Origin of the sequence: Clostridium intestinale, assembly GCF_035905475.1 — a bacterium.
Taxonomy (GTDB): Bacteria; Bacillota; Clostridia; order Clostridiales; family Clostridiaceae; genus Clostridium_T; species Clostridium_T intestinale.
The window spans coordinates 3,480,288-3,499,796 of the sequence record NZ_CP121166.1 but is presented as its reverse complement, the minus strand read 5'-3'; the positions used below and the strand labels follow the sequence as shown (position 1 = coordinate 3,499,796).

General features: G+C 31.9%; 9 protein-coding genes. All 9 read left to right on the top strand.

What is annotated here, in order from left to right; all coding sequences use genetic code 11:
* Positions 1 to 2: 2 nt before the first annotated feature.
* The 9 genes from P8F83_RS17865 (at position 3) to gltA (ending at position 19,338) form a co-directional block, all read left to right on the top strand.
* Positions 3 to 1,064 (top strand): anti-sigma-I factor RsgI family protein, encoded by a 1,062-nt coding sequence (locus tag P8F83_RS17865; RefSeq protein WP_326512124.1) that lies wholly within the window; start codon positions 3 to 5, stop codon positions 1,062 to 1,064.
* 244 nt (positions 1,065 to 1,308) lie between these two features.
* Positions 1,309 to 9,321, top strand: a complete 8,013-nt coding sequence (locus P8F83_RS17860) for a SpaA isopeptide-forming pilin-related protein (protein ID WP_326512123.1) — start codon at positions 1,309 to 1,311, stop codon at positions 9,319 to 9,321.
* 165 nt (positions 9,322 to 9,486) lie between these two features.
* Positions 9,487 to 10,449, top strand: coding sequence for an AEC family transporter (locus tag P8F83_RS17855; protein WP_326512122.1), 963 nt, complete (start codon positions 9,487 to 9,489; stop codon positions 10,447 to 10,449).
* 36 nt (positions 10,450 to 10,485) lie between these two features.
* On the top strand, positions 10,486 to 11,523 hold the full coding sequence (gene ltaE, locus P8F83_RS17850; RefSeq protein WP_326512121.1) for a low-specificity L-threonine aldolase: 1,038 nt from the start codon (positions 10,486 to 10,488) through the stop codon (positions 11,521 to 11,523).
* A gap of 364 nt (positions 11,524 to 11,887) precedes the next feature.
* The gene (locus P8F83_RS17845; RefSeq protein ID WP_326512120.1) at positions 11,888 to 13,831 is read left to right on the top strand and encodes an endonuclease MutS2; all 1,944 of its coding nucleotides are present in this window, start codon (positions 11,888 to 11,890) and stop codon (positions 13,829 to 13,831) included.
* Between the two features lie 35 nt (positions 13,832 to 13,866).
* Complete coding sequence (locus P8F83_RS17840; protein ID WP_326512119.1) at positions 13,867 to 15,798, top strand: sigma-54-dependent Fis family transcriptional regulator; 1,932 nt, start codon at positions 13,867 to 13,869, stop codon at positions 15,796 to 15,798.
* 157 nt (positions 15,799 to 15,955) lie between these two features.
* On the top strand, positions 15,956 to 17,029 hold the full coding sequence (locus tag P8F83_RS17835; protein WP_326512118.1) for a 2,3-butanediol dehydrogenase: 1,074 nt from the start codon (positions 15,956 to 15,958) through the stop codon (positions 17,027 to 17,029).
* Positions 17,030 to 17,062: 33 nt separating this feature from the next.
* Positions 17,063 to 17,953 (top strand): sulfide/dihydroorotate dehydrogenase-like FAD/NAD-binding protein, encoded by an 891-nt coding sequence (locus P8F83_RS17830; protein WP_326512117.1) that lies wholly within the window; start codon positions 17,063 to 17,065, stop codon positions 17,951 to 17,953.
* Complete coding sequence (gltA, locus tag P8F83_RS17825; protein ID WP_326512116.1) at positions 17,953 to 19,338, top strand: NADPH-dependent glutamate synthase; 1,386 nt, start codon at positions 17,953 to 17,955, stop codon at positions 19,336 to 19,338. The genes P8F83_RS17830 and gltA overlap by 1 nt, the downstream gene beginning before the upstream one ends.
* The last annotated feature ends 171 nt before the right edge of the window (positions 19,339 to 19,509 follow it).

Genomic DNA, 19,509 nt, shown 5'->3' with positions numbered 1-19,509 from the left:
GGATGAAGGGTATAGTTTTAGAAAAAAAAGATGGGCATGCAGTTTTGGTGGATAAACAAGGAAAGTTTCACAAAGTGAAAGATAAAAATGACATAATAGTTGGAGCTGAATATGAGAAAGCTAGGTTTTTAAGATTAAACAAGGGATTAGTTTTTAAAGTATCTGCGTTAATGATAGTTGGAACATTGGGTCTGTTTGGTTATAACGCATATGCATTGCCTAATGCATATGTATCACTTGACATAAATCCTAGCGTGGAATTAGCAACTAATTCTTTTGGAACAGTTATTGATGTTAACCCATTAAATGAAGATGGTGAGAAAATAAGCGAGGGGTTAACTCTTGAGGGTCAGAAAGTTGAAGATGCATTACAAACTTTAATTGAGGAAGCTAAGAACGAAGGATACCTTGATGAGAATTTAGATAATGCTGTAGCGGTTACTGTTTCAACTGACAATGAAGCTAAAGGAGAAGATATTCTAAAATCTGCCGAAGAAGCAGTAAAATCTGAACTTGAAAATCAAAATTTAGAAGATACTGAGATTATAGCTGAAAATATAAATACAGAAAGACATAAAGAAGCAGAACGATTAGGAATATCACCAGGAAAGATGTTATTAATAGAAAAGCTTAAAGCGGCTGATTTAGAGGTTAATGCTGAGGAGTATGCAAATAAATCAGTGAGAGAAATAATGAAGGTATTAAATGCTAAAAGGGCCGAAGACAGAGCTGAAGCTAAAGAAATCAAAAAAGAGGCTAAAAAAGATAAAGATAGTAGTGTTGAAGATAATTCATTACTAGGGGGGACAGAACAATCTTCTAACGAAGCAGTAACAGAAGAGAAAGTTGAAACCAAGTCTATAAATAAAAACGATGAGAAACAATCTGAAAAAACTACTGAAGTAAAGAGTAAAGCTAACAATTCTCCAAGTGATAATAGCCAAAAAGGTCAACAACAGTCTGAAAATGCTAACTCAAATTCACAAGAAAAAAGTAATAATTCAAAAGATAAAGAGAATAATGCTAGTGAAAAAAGTAAAGGTAATAAACCTAATGGTAAATAACTTCTAAGGGTTTTATATGTAAATAGAGTATTGCAAAATCAAGTAATAATAATTTTGTAATGCTCTATTTTTATTTTTTAAAAAAATATCTTATAAATATTAATTATTATTGTATAAAAGCATGTAACATAGGCATATTTTGCGACAAATGCATCCAAATGTTTAGAAAGTGTTTAGAATACATTAGTATACTGTAATGTAACATAGATAATATGTTGAATTTTTTATTGAAAGAGGTGAGAGAATGAAGAAAAAGAGATTTTCTATGGTTACTGCTATCTTTACATTGATTATGCAGATTATTTCTATAATCCAGCCTGTAAGGGGTCTTGCAGCTACAGGAAAGGATGTTACTAATACATTTAATTTTATAACTGGGATAAGTTTAACTGATAACAATGGAAATGCTTTAGGTGCAAATGTAGCTAAAGATGCAGAGGTAAGAATTAATTATACTTGGAGTATACCTAATAGAATTGATGGTCAAGATTTAGATGTTAATTCAGGTGATTATTATAGATTGCAATTACCTCAAGAAATTAAAATTTATTCAGCTATAAGTTCAAATATTAATGATACTAGTGGAAATAGAGTAGCAACCATGAACATAAATACTAGTGGATTAGTGACAATTACATTTACAGATTACCCATCCACGCACTCAAATGTAGTAGGAAATTTTTATGCTAGTAGTCGATTTGATTCTACTAAAATAGGTACGAATAATCCTATACCAATTGAGTTTACTATTCCTGGTGTTGAGGAACCGACTATAGTAAAAGTAGACTTTGCTCAAGCAAATCCATCCATACAAAAAGATGTAGATGGTGGATATAGTGCAGCTACTGATGAAATAACATGGAAGATAACTATTAATAAGGAAAATGTAAATGTAGATAGTGCAAGTATTGAGGATACCATACAGGCAGGGCAGAATTTTGTACCTGGATCAGTTAAAGTTAATGGAGCTATAGATAACAGTGACAATTATACTTATGATTCAGATAGCAAAAAATTTGTTTATAACTTTGGTGACATAACCACACAAAAGATAATAACATTTAAGACAAGCATACACGATGATTTAGCAGCCAAAGGACAAAATACTTATACTTATAGTAACAATGCAACATTGAAATACACAGAAAAAGGTTCAGCTAAAAGTGTAACATCAAGTACTAAGTCTGTTTCTGTTCCAGTGAAGCTAATTAGTAAAAGCGGAAGTTATGATAGTGAAAATAAGAGAATTAATTGGACTATAACTGTCAATGAAAGTGGTAGAACGATTAATAATGCGGTAGTTAGTGACCTAATTCCTAATGGGCTTACCTTAGATCCTTCAACAGTTAAAGTCGATGGTACTAATGGATCAAGCTATACAATTTCAGGACAGAACTTTACTTATAATCTAGGTAATATAAATACACAAAAAGTTATTACTTTTTCTACCAATGTAGATTCAGCTGTTTACAACAGCAATAATGAGCCAACATATACAAATACAGCAACATTAGCAGGAGATGGAGTAGCAAGTGGAACATCTGCAAGTATAGGAGTTGGGGTTCCTACTAATATAATCAGAAAAGATGGTATGGGATATGATGCCTCTACAGGTATAATTACATGGAAAATTACTGTGAATAGCAATCTAACCAATGTAGGAGCAGGAGCAGTAGTTACTGATACAATTCCTAGTGGACAAACATATGTTGAGGGTTCTGCAAGTATAGATGATATTACAAATGGTTCATTCACTACTTTAGAATCAGGTCAAGTAGTATATACTTTTAATAATGGATTTAATAAAACGTATGCTATAACTTTAAAAACACAAGTGACTGATGTTAATAAGTTTAGAGCAAACTATAATGGTAGTTTTAGTAATGATGCTAAAGTAGTAGCGCAAAGCATAAATCAAACTACTACAGGAACTCAAAGTATTACTAGTAATGTAATTACTAAAACAGGAACAAATTATAACTATTTAACAAGAGAACTTACTTGGAAAATAGAAGTTAATAAGAATGGGATGCCTATAACTAATGTAGTAGTTACTGATGCAATTCCAGCAGGTCAACAGTATGTTAGCGGATCGGCTACTATCGATGATTCCACTAAAGGTGCATTTGATAGTAATAGCAATATAAGTTCAACAGGTGTAGTTAAATATACCTTTAATAGTCAGATAAGTAAAACATACACTATAACTTTTAAAACAAAGATTATAGATTTAAGTATTTTTAATACAAATGGAAATAAAACGGTTTATAATACTGCATTAATTACTGGAAGTGAAATCCCTACAACTGGAGTAGCGAATAGTCAAGGTAGTAGAACCATTAGTAATTCTGTAGTTAATAAGACATCATCATATAGTTATGGTAACTCATATATAGATTGGACAGTAAAAACTAATTCTAACTGGAATATCGATTTATCTAACGCAACTATAACAGATTCGCTACCTAGTGGATTAGAGTTAGATACAGATACCGTAGAATTATATAAGGCAATAGTAAGTTCAAGTGATGGAAGTTTAACTCAAGGAAGCAGTATAGAACTTACAGGAGATAATGTTAAATATGACCCTGTAACTAGAAAATTTGAATTTACCTTCCCAGCAGATGCAGGTACAAATGCATATATACTTAAGTTTAGAACAAATACAACTAGAACAGGTAATTTTTCTAATACAGTTGAGTTTAAAGGAAGTGGAGTTCAACAAAGCTCTAGTAATGATAGAAATAATGTTTGGTTTTCAGTAGGTGGTGGAAGCGCTACTGGAGATACTGCTAGCATTAAGTTAGTGAAATATAATGATGATGGCTCTAAAAAATTAAGTGGGGCAGTATTCCAACTTATAGATAAGTATGGAAATGTTAAGGCAACTTCAGCTGCTACCGGAAGTGATGGAGCTGTTACATTTAGTAAACTTAAGTATGATAGGGATTACTCTATTAAAGAAATTACAGCACCAACAGGGTATAAACTAAATAGTAGTGTATATACATTCCAAATTAAAACAGGTTTAAACCAAGGTACTACTTACGATAGTTCAGATGGAGTACTTAAATATTCAAGTAGTGATAATACTAATAAAATTGTTACTTATAACTATACAGATAGCATATTTAAAGGTAGTATAGAATTTTATAAAAATGGGGTAGACGGAGTTTTACAAGGGTCAGTATTTATGCTTTACACAGAAGATGGTAACACAATAGTTAAGGATTCTTCCGGAAACAACATAACTGCAACTAGTGGAAACGATGGAAAGGTGTTATTTACAAACATACCTTATGGAAAATATAAGATAAAGGAAACTTCAGCACCTACATCTTATAGCATATATAAGGGAGACATAACAGCTGACCTAACAACTATTAATGGAGATGGACAATCCGTGCATGCAGCTCCTTATCTAGTATTTAATATTAAGATAAAAGGATCAGTAAAAATAACGAAAACTGACGAAGAAACTGGAGCTAAAATACAGGGTGCATCAATAGCTATTTTTGATAACAATAAAGAACAGATTAGAAATGCTAAAAGTACAGATGCAAACGGACAAGTTCAATTTGATAATTTGGAATTTGGAGATTATTTTTATCAAGAAATTAGTTCTCCAGATAACTATGTTTTAGATAATACTTATCATTCATTTAAAATCGAAGCAGACAGCACATCGTCAAATCCTCAGGCTTTAAGTTTTACTAATAGAAAGGTAAAAGGCAACATATCTTTCACAAAAGTTGGAGAAGGCAGTGATAGTAGTAAGCTTCAAGGAGCAGTTTTTGGGCTTTATCAAAATGATGGGGTTACTGAAGTTAGAAATTCAAGCAATCAACCTGTAAGAGTTACTAGCGGGAATGATGGAAAAGTAGTATTTAATAATATTGAGTATGGAAACTATAAGATAAAAGAAATAACTCCACCAGTAGGTTATAATTTGAATACTGAAGTTTTAGAAGCTACAATTGGAGAAAATGATAATGGACAAACTGTAAATCCTAAAATTGATGGTCAAACTGTAAGTACTGTGAAAAATATTAAAATAAGAGGAACTATAGAGTTTATCAAAACTGGAGAAGGCTCAGATGCTCAAGCACTTCAAGGTGCAGTATTTGGATTATATCAAGAAGACGGAGTTACACCAGTTACAAATTTACTTGGAGATATAACATCAACCAGTGATATTGACGGTAAAGTAAGATTCAGTGGAGTTGAATATGGTAGCTATAAGATAAAAGAAATTCTATCGCCTACAGGATACAATGTATCAAATCAAGTTTTAAATGCGACCATACAAGTACAAGGAAACACAGTTACACCTAAAGACAGTATTTCAGGAAATGATGTTTCTGTATTTAATAATTCAAAAGTTAAATCAACTATTAAAATTGTTAAATATGAAGCTGATGGTACAACACCTTTAGCAGGCGCAGAATTTACACTTTATAATGATGATACGAATCAAGTTATAGAGACAAAAACTACTGATGTAAGTGGAATAATACTTTTTGGAAACTTAAAGTATGGAAAATATAGAGTGCAAGAAACAAAAGCACCACAAGGATATGTTTTATCTCAAATAATTATTAAAAGAGAGATAGGCTCAACTAGCGATAACGCTCAGACATATACTTATGATGTTACAAATGTAAAAATAACAGGTAGTATAAGCCTTCAAAAGAATGACGAAAAGGGTAGTGCTATTAAAGGTGCAGAATTTACACTTTATGATAAGTCAGATACTTTATATTTAAATCCATTAGCAGTTGTATTAAGTGATGATGATGGAGTGATTAAATTCTTAAATGTAGTATATGGAGATTATGTTGTAGTTGAAACTAAAACATCTGATGATAGCTTTGTGCTTTCAACAACTCCTTTAAATGCAGCAATAGGTGATAATGATGATGGTAAAAATATAGAGTTAGGACCTGTTGTAAATGTTAAGAAAAAAGGAACCATTAAAATCAAAAAAACTGATATAGGTGAAAATCCATTAAAAGGAGCAGAATTTACTCTTTATGATAGTAATGAAAATGAAGTAGAGACTGTAATTAGTGATAACAATGGATTAGTAACTTTCAATAACGTAATATATGGACAATACAGCGTAAAAGAAACAAAAGCACCTACAGGATTTAATATTAATAATGAAGAAAAGTCAATTAATGTAACTGAAGACGGTAAAGTTTATGACTTAGGTAATATTGTTGATATTAAAATAACTGGAGGAATAGAGATATCAAAAATAGACTTCTCAACAGAAGCGCCAGTACCAGGAGCAACTCTTACTATCTATACTAAAAATGGAGACAAGGTAGTAGAAGGAGAAACTGGGAAGGATGGTAAAATACAATTTAATAGTTTAGAGTATGGAGACTACTACTTTGAAGAAACAAAAGCTCCAGAAGGATACTTATTAAATACAGATAAACATCCATTTAGTATCAGAGAAGAGGGTGCTATTCTAAAGGGTAGCTTAACCAATACTATGATAACTGGAGGCATAAAGATATCAAAAACAGACTTCTCAACAGAAGAGGCAGTACCAGGAGCAACTCTTACTATATACACTAAGAACGGTGATAAGGTAGTAGAAGGTGTAACTGGACAAGATGGAACTATAGAGTTTGATAAATTAAACTATGGAGAGTACTATTTTGAAGAAACAAAAGCTCCAGAAGGATATTTATTAAACCCAGATAAGCATGAATTCAGTATCAAAGAAGATGGAGTTATTTTAACTGACAGTTTAACTAACACTATGATAACTGGAGGAGTGGAGATTACAAAAACTGATTCTGTAACAGGTAATCCTATTAGAGGAGCTAGCATAGCAATATTCACTAAGGCTGGACACCTAGTAGGAGATGAATTCCAAGCTGTAACAGATGAAGAAGGTAAGGTTAAGTTTGAAAATCTATTATATGGAGACTACTATTTTATAGAAACAAGTGCACCAGAAGGATATTTACTAAATACAGACAAACATAAATTTAGTATTAAAGAAGATGGCGTTGTAGTAGAAGAAGCCTTAACTAATACAATGATAACTGGAAGCATAAAGATATCAAAGACAGATTTCTCAACATCGGAGCCAGTACCAGGAGCAACACTTACTATCTATACAAAAGATGATAAGAAAGTTGTAGAAGGTTTAACTGGGGAAGATGGAACAATACAATTTGATAAATTAAATTATGGAGATTACTACTTTGTAGAAACAAAAGCTCCAGAAGGATATTTATTAAACACAGATAAACATTCATTCAGTATCAAAGAGGATGGATCTATCTTAGAAGATAGTTTAACAAATACAATGATAACTGGAGGAATAAAAATATCAAAAACAGATCTCGCAACTTCGGAGCCAGTACCAGGAGCAACACTTACTATCTACACAAAAGATGGTAAAAAAGTTGTAGAAGGTTTAACTGAGGAAGATGGAACAAGACAGTTCAATAAATTAAACTATGGAGATTACTATTTTGTAGAAACAAAAGCTCCAGAAGGATATTTATTAAACACAGATAAACATTCATTTAGTATTAAAGAAGATGGAGTTATTCTACAAGATAGTTTAACAAACACTTTAATAACTGGAGGAATAAAAATATCAAAAACAGACTTCTCAACAGGATCGCCAGTACCAGGAGCAACTCTTACTATTTATACTAGTGACAATAAAAAAGTAGTAGAAGGGGTAACTGGGAAAGATGGAACTATACAATTTGATAAGTTAAACTATGGAGATTATTACTTCATAGAAACAAAAGCTCCAGTAGGATACTTATTAAATCCTAACAAACATCCATTTAGTATTAAGAAGGATGGTGTTATTGTAAAAGATAGCTTAACAGATATAGCTAATTTCCAAATTACTATGGATGCAGAACCTAACTCAATAGTTGGTGATGGTAAATCAACAACAGTTATAACAGCCAAGGTAGTTGATGAAAATAACAAACCTTTAGCTGGAATTAAGGTGGAATTCTCCGCAGAAAAAGGTGATTTTCCAAAAGGAAGTTCAGCAGTCACCGATGAAAATGGAGTTGCTTCAGTAGTATATAGATCTAGTAAAATAGAAGGAATAGAAAATCAAGTTATACCTGTTAATGTATATATTCATGATGAAGAGCATGGATTAAATGCCCAGGATAAAATAAACATTACATTTATGCCAGGGATAATACAAGGTGTAGTAGTAGATAATGATACAGGTCTTCCGATAAAAGGAGCAATAGTTGAAATTAAACAAGATTTTGACGGAGATGGAGTAATAGACTTTACAGCCAAAGTTATTACATCAGATGATGGAAAATACAAGATAGTTGTTCCTAAGGGAGATGTAACCTATAACTTATTTATAACTAAACCAGTTGAGATTAATGGAAAGATGGAAAATAAGACATTTACTCAAAAGTCACATGCTGGAACTATGACAGGAAGTGGTGAAGATGTTTTTGATTCCGTAAAAACTGCTGCTGGTGTAATATTAGTTAAAAATGTAGATGGAACTAAAGGATATCTAAATGATTATTCTAAATATTCAATTGAGTTCCCAGGAAATAGTACTGATATTAAAATCGGAAATGATGGAAACTCTAAAGGAATTTTTGAAATTCCAAACCTTGAAAAGGGTCATGAATATAATTTAAATATTGTATATCACTTTGAGGATGGAACTAAGATAGTAGTTGGAAAGATTAATTTAACGTTAGATTCAAATGGTGAAATGATAATAAGTACAGCCCTTATTGATCCATATGGAATTATTACAGATGCCACTACAGGTAAAGTAATAGAAGGAGCAGATGTTAAGTTATATTATGCAGACACTAAAAGAAATGTGGATGCAGGAAAGAAACCAGGAACTTTAGTAGAGCTTCCAGGGCTAGATGACTTCCCTCCAGCAAACAATAAAAATTCTCAATTTAGTGATAATGGTGGTAATTACGCATTTATGGTTTTCCCAAACACTGATTACTATATCGTTGTTACTAAACCAGGATATGATACATTCACAAGTGGTACAATAGAAGTTAATGATGAGATTGTTAAACTAGATATACAAATGACACCAGCAAAGAGCACTCAAGTTATTGATAAAGTTGATGATTCAAAACTTCCTCAAACAGGAAGCTTAGTTGGGTTAACAGGATTAGTAATGATGGGAGTAATGTCAATAGTTTCTGGCTTAATGATGATTTTTACTAAGAGAAGAAGATATATTTCCAAACATTAATAAAAATCTATAAAATTTATAGCCTCAAGATAAATATAAAAGGTTGTCTTGAGGCTATTTTCATATTAAGAAAATTATCAAAGATATAATTTGGTGTATAATTAATAAAAATGACTTGTAATAAGGGGATTTAATAAAAGTAATTTATAGCGAGGGGAAAGACCAATGAGTATATTTCTTTATATCTTATCTAATAACATAATACCAATATTTTTTCTAATAATCTTAGGTTATATACTAAGCAAGAAGTTTAACTTTGACATTAATACTCTTAGTAAAATAAATATATATTTGTACATGCCTTTTTTTATTTTTACACAGATATATAGTACTAAAATGCCTGATAATATGGGGAGAGTTCTTCTATTTGTAATAATTTTAGCTATATTTAATTCAATAGTATCATCATTAGTAGCTAAGATAAGAAAATATGATGAAGGTTTTAAAAACGCATTTATAAATTCTATAATATTTTATAATTCAGGAAATATAGGAATTCCTCTGATTACTTTAGTGTTTAGCAGTGCACCATTTATAGTAGATGGACAGACTCCTTATTTAACAGCAGCATTAACAACTCAAATAGTAGTGCTAATAGTACAAAATATATCTACCAATACAGTAGGTTTTTATAATGCAGGAAAGGGAAGTATGCATTGGAAGGATTCTGTGAAGAGTATATTTAGAATGCCAGCAATATACGCTATACCTACAGCATTTTTATTAAAACTTGTACAATATAACTTAGAGAATTTTCCTTTGTGGCCAGCTTTTAATTATTTAAAAGAAGGACTTATATCTATAGCACTTATAACTTTAGGAGCACAACTTGCAAAGACTAAGTTTGCCTTTAATAATAAAGAAGTTTATATTTCAAGCTTTGTAAGACTTATAGGAGGACCTATAATTGCTTTAATAATATTAAAGTTTATTAATATTACAGGAGTTGCAGCTCAAACTTTAATGATCTCATCAGCATTACCTACAGCGGTTAATACTGCACTTATAGCTGTGGAGAGAAAAAATCACCCTGATTTTGCATCTCAGGCAGTTATGGTGGCTACTCTAAGTAGTGCTGTTACTTTGGTTTTAGTTGTATATATTTCTAGAATTATTTTTCCAGTATAAATAAGTTAATATGATATAATTTTATGGGGTGATATTATGAAAGATAAGATTATAGATTTAAGAAGTGATACAGTAACACAACCTACAGAAGAAATGAGAGAAGCTATGTTTAAAGCTATGGTAGGTGATGATGTATACGGAGATGATCCAACTATAAATGAACTTGAAGAATATGCAGCTAAGTTAGTAGGAAAAGAAGCTGCTTTATTTGTACCTAGTGGAACCTTTGGAAATCAGTTAGCTTTATTTACTCACTGTAAAAGAGGAGATGAAGTTATACTTGGGGATGATTGTCATATAGTAGCTCATGAAGTTGGGGGATCTGCGGTTATTGCTGGAGTTCAACTTAGAGCTTTAGAAACAGTTAGAGGACAACTTAATTTAGATAAGGTAAAGTCAATTATAAGAACTGAGGATGAGGATATACATTTTCCAGGAACTTCTTTAATATGCCTTGAAAATGCTTATTCAAACGGAGCTGTTTTACCTTTAGACTACGTAAAAGAAGTTTATGAAATAGCTAAGGATAGAAATATAAATCTTCATATAGATGGAGCTAGATTATTTAATGCAGCTACTTCTTTAGAAGTTGATGTTAAAGAAATTACAAAATATTGTGATTCAGTAATGTTCTGTTTATCAAAAGGTCTTTGTGCGCCTATAGGATCAATGCTTGCAGGAAGTAAAGAATTTATAGATAAAGCAAGAAAGAAAAGAAAGCTTTTAGGCGGAGGAATGAGACAAGCTGGATTCTTAGGAGCAGCTGGACTTATAGCCTTAAAAGACATGACTAAAAGATTAAAAGAAGATCATGATAATGCAAAATATTTAGCTCAAAGACTAGAAGAAATTCCGAATATAAAGGTTGATAGAGACAATCTTGATATTAATTTAGTATTCTTTAAAATAGGAAACTGTCCACTATCTTCAGAAGAAATGGTTAATATCTTTAGTGAAAAAGGAATAAAGATAAATGGACCAGAGGGCGGCAAAATGAGATTTGCAACTCACTATTGGGTTAATAAGGAAGCTATAGACTATGTGGTTGAGGTTATGAAATCAATATTAAAATAAAGAGTATTGAAAAAGTTAAAAACTAATGATAGTATGTAATTATCTTAAATAAGAAAGGGAGTATATTTGTGAGTGAGGTAGTTTTAAACTAAGTAATTAAATAATAAGTCTTAAAAATCAAACCTTTTATAGGTTTATTTGTTGATGGATTTTTTAGGCTTACACTTAGTAAAAACTGTTCACAACTCCTTAAGGTAAATAGGATTTTTTCTCATGAAAAATTTTATTACTTAAATTGTATTTGTACTGTAGGTGAACTCTGTTTGCTTACAGTTTTTTTATTACAGAAAATTAATATTGAGTAGCTTTAATTAAGTGAGAAGTCTTTAAGATCCTCTAAATAAAAATAACGGAGGAATTAAAGTTGAATAATAAAACCACAGAATTATTAGAATATAACAAAATAAAAGATATATTAAAAGGATATGCCTTATCAGAAATTGCAAAAAACAATATAGAAAAACTAGAGCCGTTAGTAGACAAAAACAAAATAGAGATGGATATGAAGGAAACTACCGAGGCGAGAAATGTAGTAAATATAAGCTCCAGTATACCACTTCATAGTTTGTCAGGAATAAATGGAATAAAGGAAAAGTTAGATAAAGGAATAATACTATCTCCAGAAGATTTAGAAACTTTGTGTGGACTTCTAAAAGAGATAAAAAAGATGAAGAGGTTTATGGAAGATAAACAGTATTATGCACCTACTATAAGCAGTTATATCCATTCAGCATATGAAATGGAGGATGTAAGAGAAGAAATTGAAAAATGTATAGTTAGAGGAGCTGTAGATGATAGAGCAACATCTGCTTTGTGGAAAATAAGAAGAAAGATATATGCTCTTGAAGATAAAATAAAGGTTAAGCTAGAAGCTGTGCTTAGAAATGAAAAATATAAAACCTATATTCAGGATTCAGTTATAAGCCAAAGAAATGGAAGGTATGTAATTCCTGTAAAAAGCAGTTATAGAAAAGATATAGAGGGAAGTATCCACGATAAATCCAATACCGGATTAACCACATTTATAGAGCCAGTGGAAGTTAAAAAAGCTCAAGATGAATTAGAAAGCTGTAGATTTGAAGAGGAAAAGGAAGTATATAGAATACTATCGACCTTAACTAATCTAGTTTGCGATTATAAAAGAGAACTAAATATAAATATCGAGATAATGAGTAACTATGATTTTATATTTGCCAAAGGAAAATACAGCAAAGCAATAGATGGGAGAGCAGTTAGCTTTAACACTAAAAATTATACAAATATTATAAAAGGGAAACATCCACTAATAGGTCAATCAGCAGTACCTTTAGATTTTGAAATAGGAAAAGATTATAAAGGAGTAATTATAACTGGGCCTAATACTGGAGGAAAAACAGTTGCACTAAAGACTTTAGGGTTAATAACAATGATGGCTCAATCAGCTCTTCATGTTCCGGTAGATGAAGGAAGTGAAATAGGTATATTTGGAGATATATTAGTAGATATAGGAGACGGTCAGAGTATAGAACAAAACCTAAGTACCTTCTCTTCTCATATAAAAAATATAATAAATATTTTAGATAATGCAGATAAATATACCTTAGTTATTTTAGATGAAATAGGATCGGGAACAGATCCAGGAGAAGGAATGGGGATTGCTATTTCAGTACTTGAAGAGTTATATGATAAAGGCGCAACTATATGCGCTACAACTCACTATAATGAAATTAAAAATTTTGCAGAAAAACACAAAGGTTTTATAAACGGTTCTATGGAATTTGATATAGAAACGCTTAAACCATTATACAAGCTTAATATAGGAAAACCTGGTGAAAGTAATGCTTTCTTAATTGCACTAAGACTTGGGATGGAAAAGAAATTAATTGAGAAAGCCCATGAGATAGCTTACAAGGAAAAAGTGGATTACTCTCAATATAAAATAGTAAATACTAATAAGCTTGAAGAAACTAAAATTAATGAAGAGAAAATAGAAAAGATAAAGATTTTAGAAAAGAAAAACAATCAGGTTAAAGATAGGCCAAAGGAACCTCTATTTAATATTGGAGATTCTGTATTTATAAGCTTTATGAATAGAACAGGGGTTATATGCGAAGCTGAAAACTCTAAAGGTGAGTACGGAGTTATGGTTATGAGGAAAAAGCTAAGGATTAATAAAAAAAGATTATCTCTTTATATAGATAAGGAAGAATTGTATCCGGAGGACTATGACTTTGATATTATTTTTGAAAGCAAAGAAAATAGAAAAAAGAATAAAGTTATGAACAAGAGACATGTTGATGGTATGATAATTAATATAGAGGATAAATAAAACCTGATATTTTTAGTTTATGGGAGCTGATTTGCATGGGAGATTATATAAATTTTATAGAGAGTGCATGGAAAAACTTTGTAGAGAATGATTATGTTGAACCACAAGTTAGAAAAGAAATTTCTGAATCTTGGGTTAGATGCAAAACCTATGGGGTTGATTATAATAACGGAAGAGGAAGTAACAGATATAAAATAGATGTTGAAGTAAAATCAAAAGAAAATGAAACACTAATATCTGTAGCAATTCCAATAATGAAAAGTCTCTATAATATTGTTGAAGGAACAGGTTTTGCAATAATGCTTACAGATAGAGATGGATATATAATTCATATAATCGGAGATAAGGACATAATGAAAAGAGCAGATGAGCTAAATTTTGTAAAGGGTGCATTATGGACTGAAAAGATGGTTGGAACTAATGCTATAGGAACAGCTATTTATTTAAATAAGCCATTACAAACCATTGGAGCAGAGCACTATGGAAAGAGTCAACATTCATGGACTTGCTCTGCAGCTCCTATAAATAATGAAAATGGCAACTTAGTTGGCTGTATTAATATGTCTGGAAACAGATCAGATGCCCATTTGCATACATTAGCCATGGTTATTTCAGCTGCTCAAGCTATAGAGAAACAAGTAGCTTTAACTAATTCATATAATCTTTTAAATACAACATTTGATTCTGTATTTGAAGGGCTTATTTCATTAGATAGAGACTTAAAAATACAAAGAATAAATAATAGAGCAAGTGAAGTTTTAAGATTATCTAGAGAGGAAGCTCTAGACTTAAATATAAAGAGTTTAATAAGAAACATAGATCTTGAAGAAATAATTAATACTAAAGGACATAATAATATAGATTGTGACTTTTATATAAAATCTAAAATTATAAAATGTATAATAAATGTCGTACCAATAAAAACAAATGAAGAGATTAATGGTATAGTTATTAGCCTTAGAGAAGCTAGACATGTTCATAAACTTGTAGGGAAAATTGTAGGTTATAAAGCAACTTATAACTTTGAGGACTTTATAACTAATAACTCTAAGATGAAAAAAGTTATAAATATGGCAAGAAAAGCTTCAAGTAGTGATTGTAATATTTTAATTGAAGGAGAGAGTGGCACTGGTAAAGAAGTTATAGCACAGGCTATTCATAACTTTAGTAAAAGATCTAATAAACCTTTTGTAGCAATAAATTGTGCATCTATTCCAAGAGAACTCGTAGAAAGTGAATTCTTCGGATATGAGAGAGGGGCTTTTACTGGAGCCAATAAAGAAGGTAACCCAGGAAAGTTTGAACTAGCTGATGGAGGAACAATTTTTTTAGATGAGATAGGAGAACTTCCTTTAGACATACAAAGCAAGCTCTTAAGGGTATTAGATAATAATAAAATCACTAGAATAGGATCAACTTATGAGAAACAATTAAATGTTAGAGTTATAGGTGCAACTAATAGAGTTCTTAAGGATGAGATAAGAAAAAAGAGTTTTAGAGAAGATTTATATTATAGGTTAAGTGTAATAAATATAAAGACACTTCCACTGAGAGAAAGAAAAGAAGATATAGAGCCATTAGTAAATAGTTTTATCCAGCTATTGAATAGCAGTAATTCTATTGATAAGATAGTTACTCCAGATTATATAGAGAAACTTAAACAGTTTGAATGGAGCGGAAATGTAAGAGAGCTTAGAAATGTTGTGGAAAGAGACTATTACTTAAGCGAAGATGAACTAAATGCTAAAGAAGATTGTGAAGTAAGTTTAGATAAGGAATTACTTACAAATGATGAAGAAGTAATATCAATGCAGGAATTAGAAAAAGAAAACATAGAAAAAGCTATATATAGTTGTGAAGGAAATATAGTAAAAGCTGCCTTACTTCTCAATATTAGCAGAGCAACTATTTATAGAAAAATAAAAAAATATAATATATCACTGTATCATAATGAGAAAATTTTATAGTAATCTCAAAATGAGACAGATATAAATGTTTCATTTTGAGAATGTGAACATAAAAAGGGCTTAATTAAGTCCTTTTTCTTTTGGCATAATAGTTGCTTTAATATTTGTGAATAAATTAACATTGATGTTAAGAAAGTAACGATTAGGAGGAATAGTTATGAAAGCAGCATTATGGTATGGAGTTAAAGATGTTAGAGTTGAAGAGATTGAAGAACCAAAGGTTTTAGAGGGAACAGTAAAAGTTAAAGTAAAATGGTGTGGCATATGTGGGTCAGATCTTCATGAATATTTAGGAGGACCAATTTTTATACCAGTTGGACAACCTCATCCTTTAAGCAAAAATGTGGCACCAGTTGTATTAGGACACGAATTTTCTGGAGAAGTTATAGAGGTTGGAGAAGGAGTTAGTAAGTTTAAAAAAGGGGATAGAGTTATAGTAGAGCCTATGGTTGTTTGCGGAGAGTGTCCAGCCTGCAAAGAAGGAAAATATAATCTTTGTGAAAAATTAGGCTTTCATGGATTATGTGGATCTGGTGGGGGATTTGCAGAGTATACAGTTTTTCCACAAGAATACATACACAAGATTCCAGAGGGAATGTCATACGAGCAAGCGGCACTAGTAGAGCCAATGGCAGTAGCACTACATTCAATAAGAATAGCTAAGTTTGTAACTGGAAATACAGCTTTAGTGTTGGGTTCAGGACCAATAGGACTTGCTACTATTGAGTGTTTAAAGGCAGCAGGCGCTAGCTTAGTAATAGTTCTACAAAGAAAGTCTATAAGACAAGAATATGCAAAAAGAGCTGGAGCTGATTATGTATTAGATCCTAATGAATGTGACATAGCTACAGAAGTTAAAAAGTTAACAGGTGGATTGGGTGTTGATGTAGCATTTGAGACAACTGGAGCAAAGATAGGTTTAGATACAGGCCTTGACTCACTTAAATTTGAAGGAACTTTAGTTGTGACAAGTATTTGGGAAGGTGAAGTTAATATAAATCCTAACAAGCTAGTATTTACTGAAAAGAAAATAGTAGGAACATTAGCTTACAGACATGAATTCCCTGCAACAATGGCCCAAATGAAAGATGGAAGAATAAAAGCTGAGGGATATATAACATCTAAGGTATACATTGACGATATAGTTGAAAAAGGATTTGGAGCATTAACAGGACCTGAGAAAAAGCAACATGTAAAGATATTAGTAACACCAGAGAAGGAACTTTTATAATAAAAACCAAGGATTAATATACGGAGGAGAAACATGTACAAGATAGTTAAAAAAAGACAACTAAACGAAAATATCTATCTAATGGATATAGAAGCACCGAGAGTAGCAAAATCATCAAATCCAGGACAATTCATCATAGTAAAAATGGATGAAAACGGTGAAAGAATTCCATTGACCATATGTGATTATGATGCTGAAGCTGGAACAGTAACAATAGTGTTCCAAACATTAGGTGGCTCAACACAAAAAATGGCTACTTATAATGAAGGAGACTACTTCCATGACTTCGTAGGTCCACTTGGAGTACCATCAGAAATGGTACATGAAGATTTAGAGGAGTTAAAGAAGAAGAAAATAGTATTTATAGCAGGTGGAGTTGGAACAGCACCAGTATATCCACAAGTAAAGTGGCTAAATTCAAAAGGAATTAATGTAGATGTTATAGTAGGGGCAAAAAGCAAAGACATATTAATATTAGAAGAAGAAATGAAAGAAGTAGCAGGAAACCTATATATAGCAACAGATGACGGTTCCTATGGACATAAAGGATTAGTAACAGAAGTACTTAAAGATTTAGTGCAAAATCAAGGAAAAGAATATGACTTAGTAGTAGCCATAGGACCTATGATAATGATGAAGTTTGTATGTCTATTAACTAAGGAATTAGATATAAATACAATAGTAAGTTTAAACCCAATTATGGTAGATGGGACAGGAATGTGTGGAGCTTGCAGAGTAACTGTCGGAAACGAAGTTAAGTTTGCCTGTGTAGATGGTCCAGAATTTGATGGACACCTAGTAAACTTTGATGAAGCAATGAGAAGACAAGCTATGTATAAGACTCAAGAAGGACGAGTAGAACTTAAAAAAGTCGAAGGGGATACCCATCATGCAAAAAACTGTGGCTGTGGAGGTGAAGAATAATGGATAGAATGAAAAGAATACCTATAGCTGAACAAGCACCAGAAGTAAGAGCAAAAAACTTCGAAGAAGTATGTTTAGGTTACACAGATGAAGAAGCTAACCTAGAAGCCTCAAGATGTTTAAACTGTAAGAAACCTAGATGTGTAGATAAATGTCCAGTATCCATTAACATACCAGCCTTTATACAAAAAGTAAAAGATGGAGACATAAAAGCAGCAGCAGAAGTAATAGCAGAAGCATCCTCACTTCCAGCAGTATGCGGAAGAGTATGTCCTCAAGAAAGCCAATGTGAGGGACAATGTGTACTAGGCGTAAAAGGTGAAGCTGTAGCTATAGGAAAGCTTGAAAGATTCGTAGCTGACTGGACTAGAGAAAACAATGTAGATATCTCTAAAAAAGCTGAACCAAACGGCAAAAAAGTAGCAGTAGTAGGGGCAGGTCCAGCAGGATTAACCTGTGCGGGAGATTTAGCAAGACTAGGTTATGAAGTTAAGATATTTGAAGCATTACATGAACCAGGTGGAGTATTAGTATACGGAATACCAGAGTTTAGACTACCAAAGGAAACAGTAGTAAAAACAGAAATAGAAAATGTAAAGAAACTTGGAGTAGAAATAGAAACTAACGTTATCGTAGGAAGAACAATAACAATAGATCAGCTATTCGAAGAAGAAGGATTTGAAGCAGTATTCGTAGGCTCCGGAGCAGGACTTCCAAAGTTCATGGGAATACCAGGAGAAAATGCAAACGGAGTACTATCTGCAAATGAATTCCTAACAAGAAGCAATCTAATGAAAGCCTTCAAAGAAGGTTACGACACTCCTATAAGAGTTGGAGATAGAGTAGCAGTAGTTGGCGGTGGAAATGTTGCAATGGATGCAGCAAGAACAGCTTTAAGACTAGGAGCAGAAGTTCATATAGTATATAGAAGAAGCGAAGCAGAGCTTCCAGCAAGAGTAGAAGAAGTACACCATGCAAAAGAAGAAGGAATAATCTTTGACCTTCTAACAAACCCAGTAGAAATACAACAAGATGAAAAAGGCTGGGTTACAGGAATGAAGTGTATAAGAATGGAACTAGGCGAACCTGATGCCTCAGGCAGAAGAAAACCAGTAGAAGTAGAAGGCTCAGAATTTGTAATGCCACTAGATACAGTAATAATGTCTCTTGGAACATCACCAAACCCACTAATATCTTCAACAACAAAAGGATTAGAAATAAATAAAAGAAGATGCCTAGTAGTTGAAGAAGAAACAGGAAAAACAACAAAAGACGGAGTATACGCAGGCGGAGACGCAGTAACAGGAGCTGCAACAGTAATTCTAGCAATGGGAGCAGGAAAAAGAGCTGCAAAAGGAATTCATGAATATTTAAGCAGTAAATAAAGATAAGACTGTAGAGCTAACCTTAAAAATTAGTTCTGCAGTTTTTTTATATCTATATTTATTAGTAAGTTCAGAAACTGTTGCTAAATAACTATATTGAAATGATATATTATAAATAACAAAATGACTAATAGATTAGAACAAACCCCTATAAAAATACAGCGGCTCGGT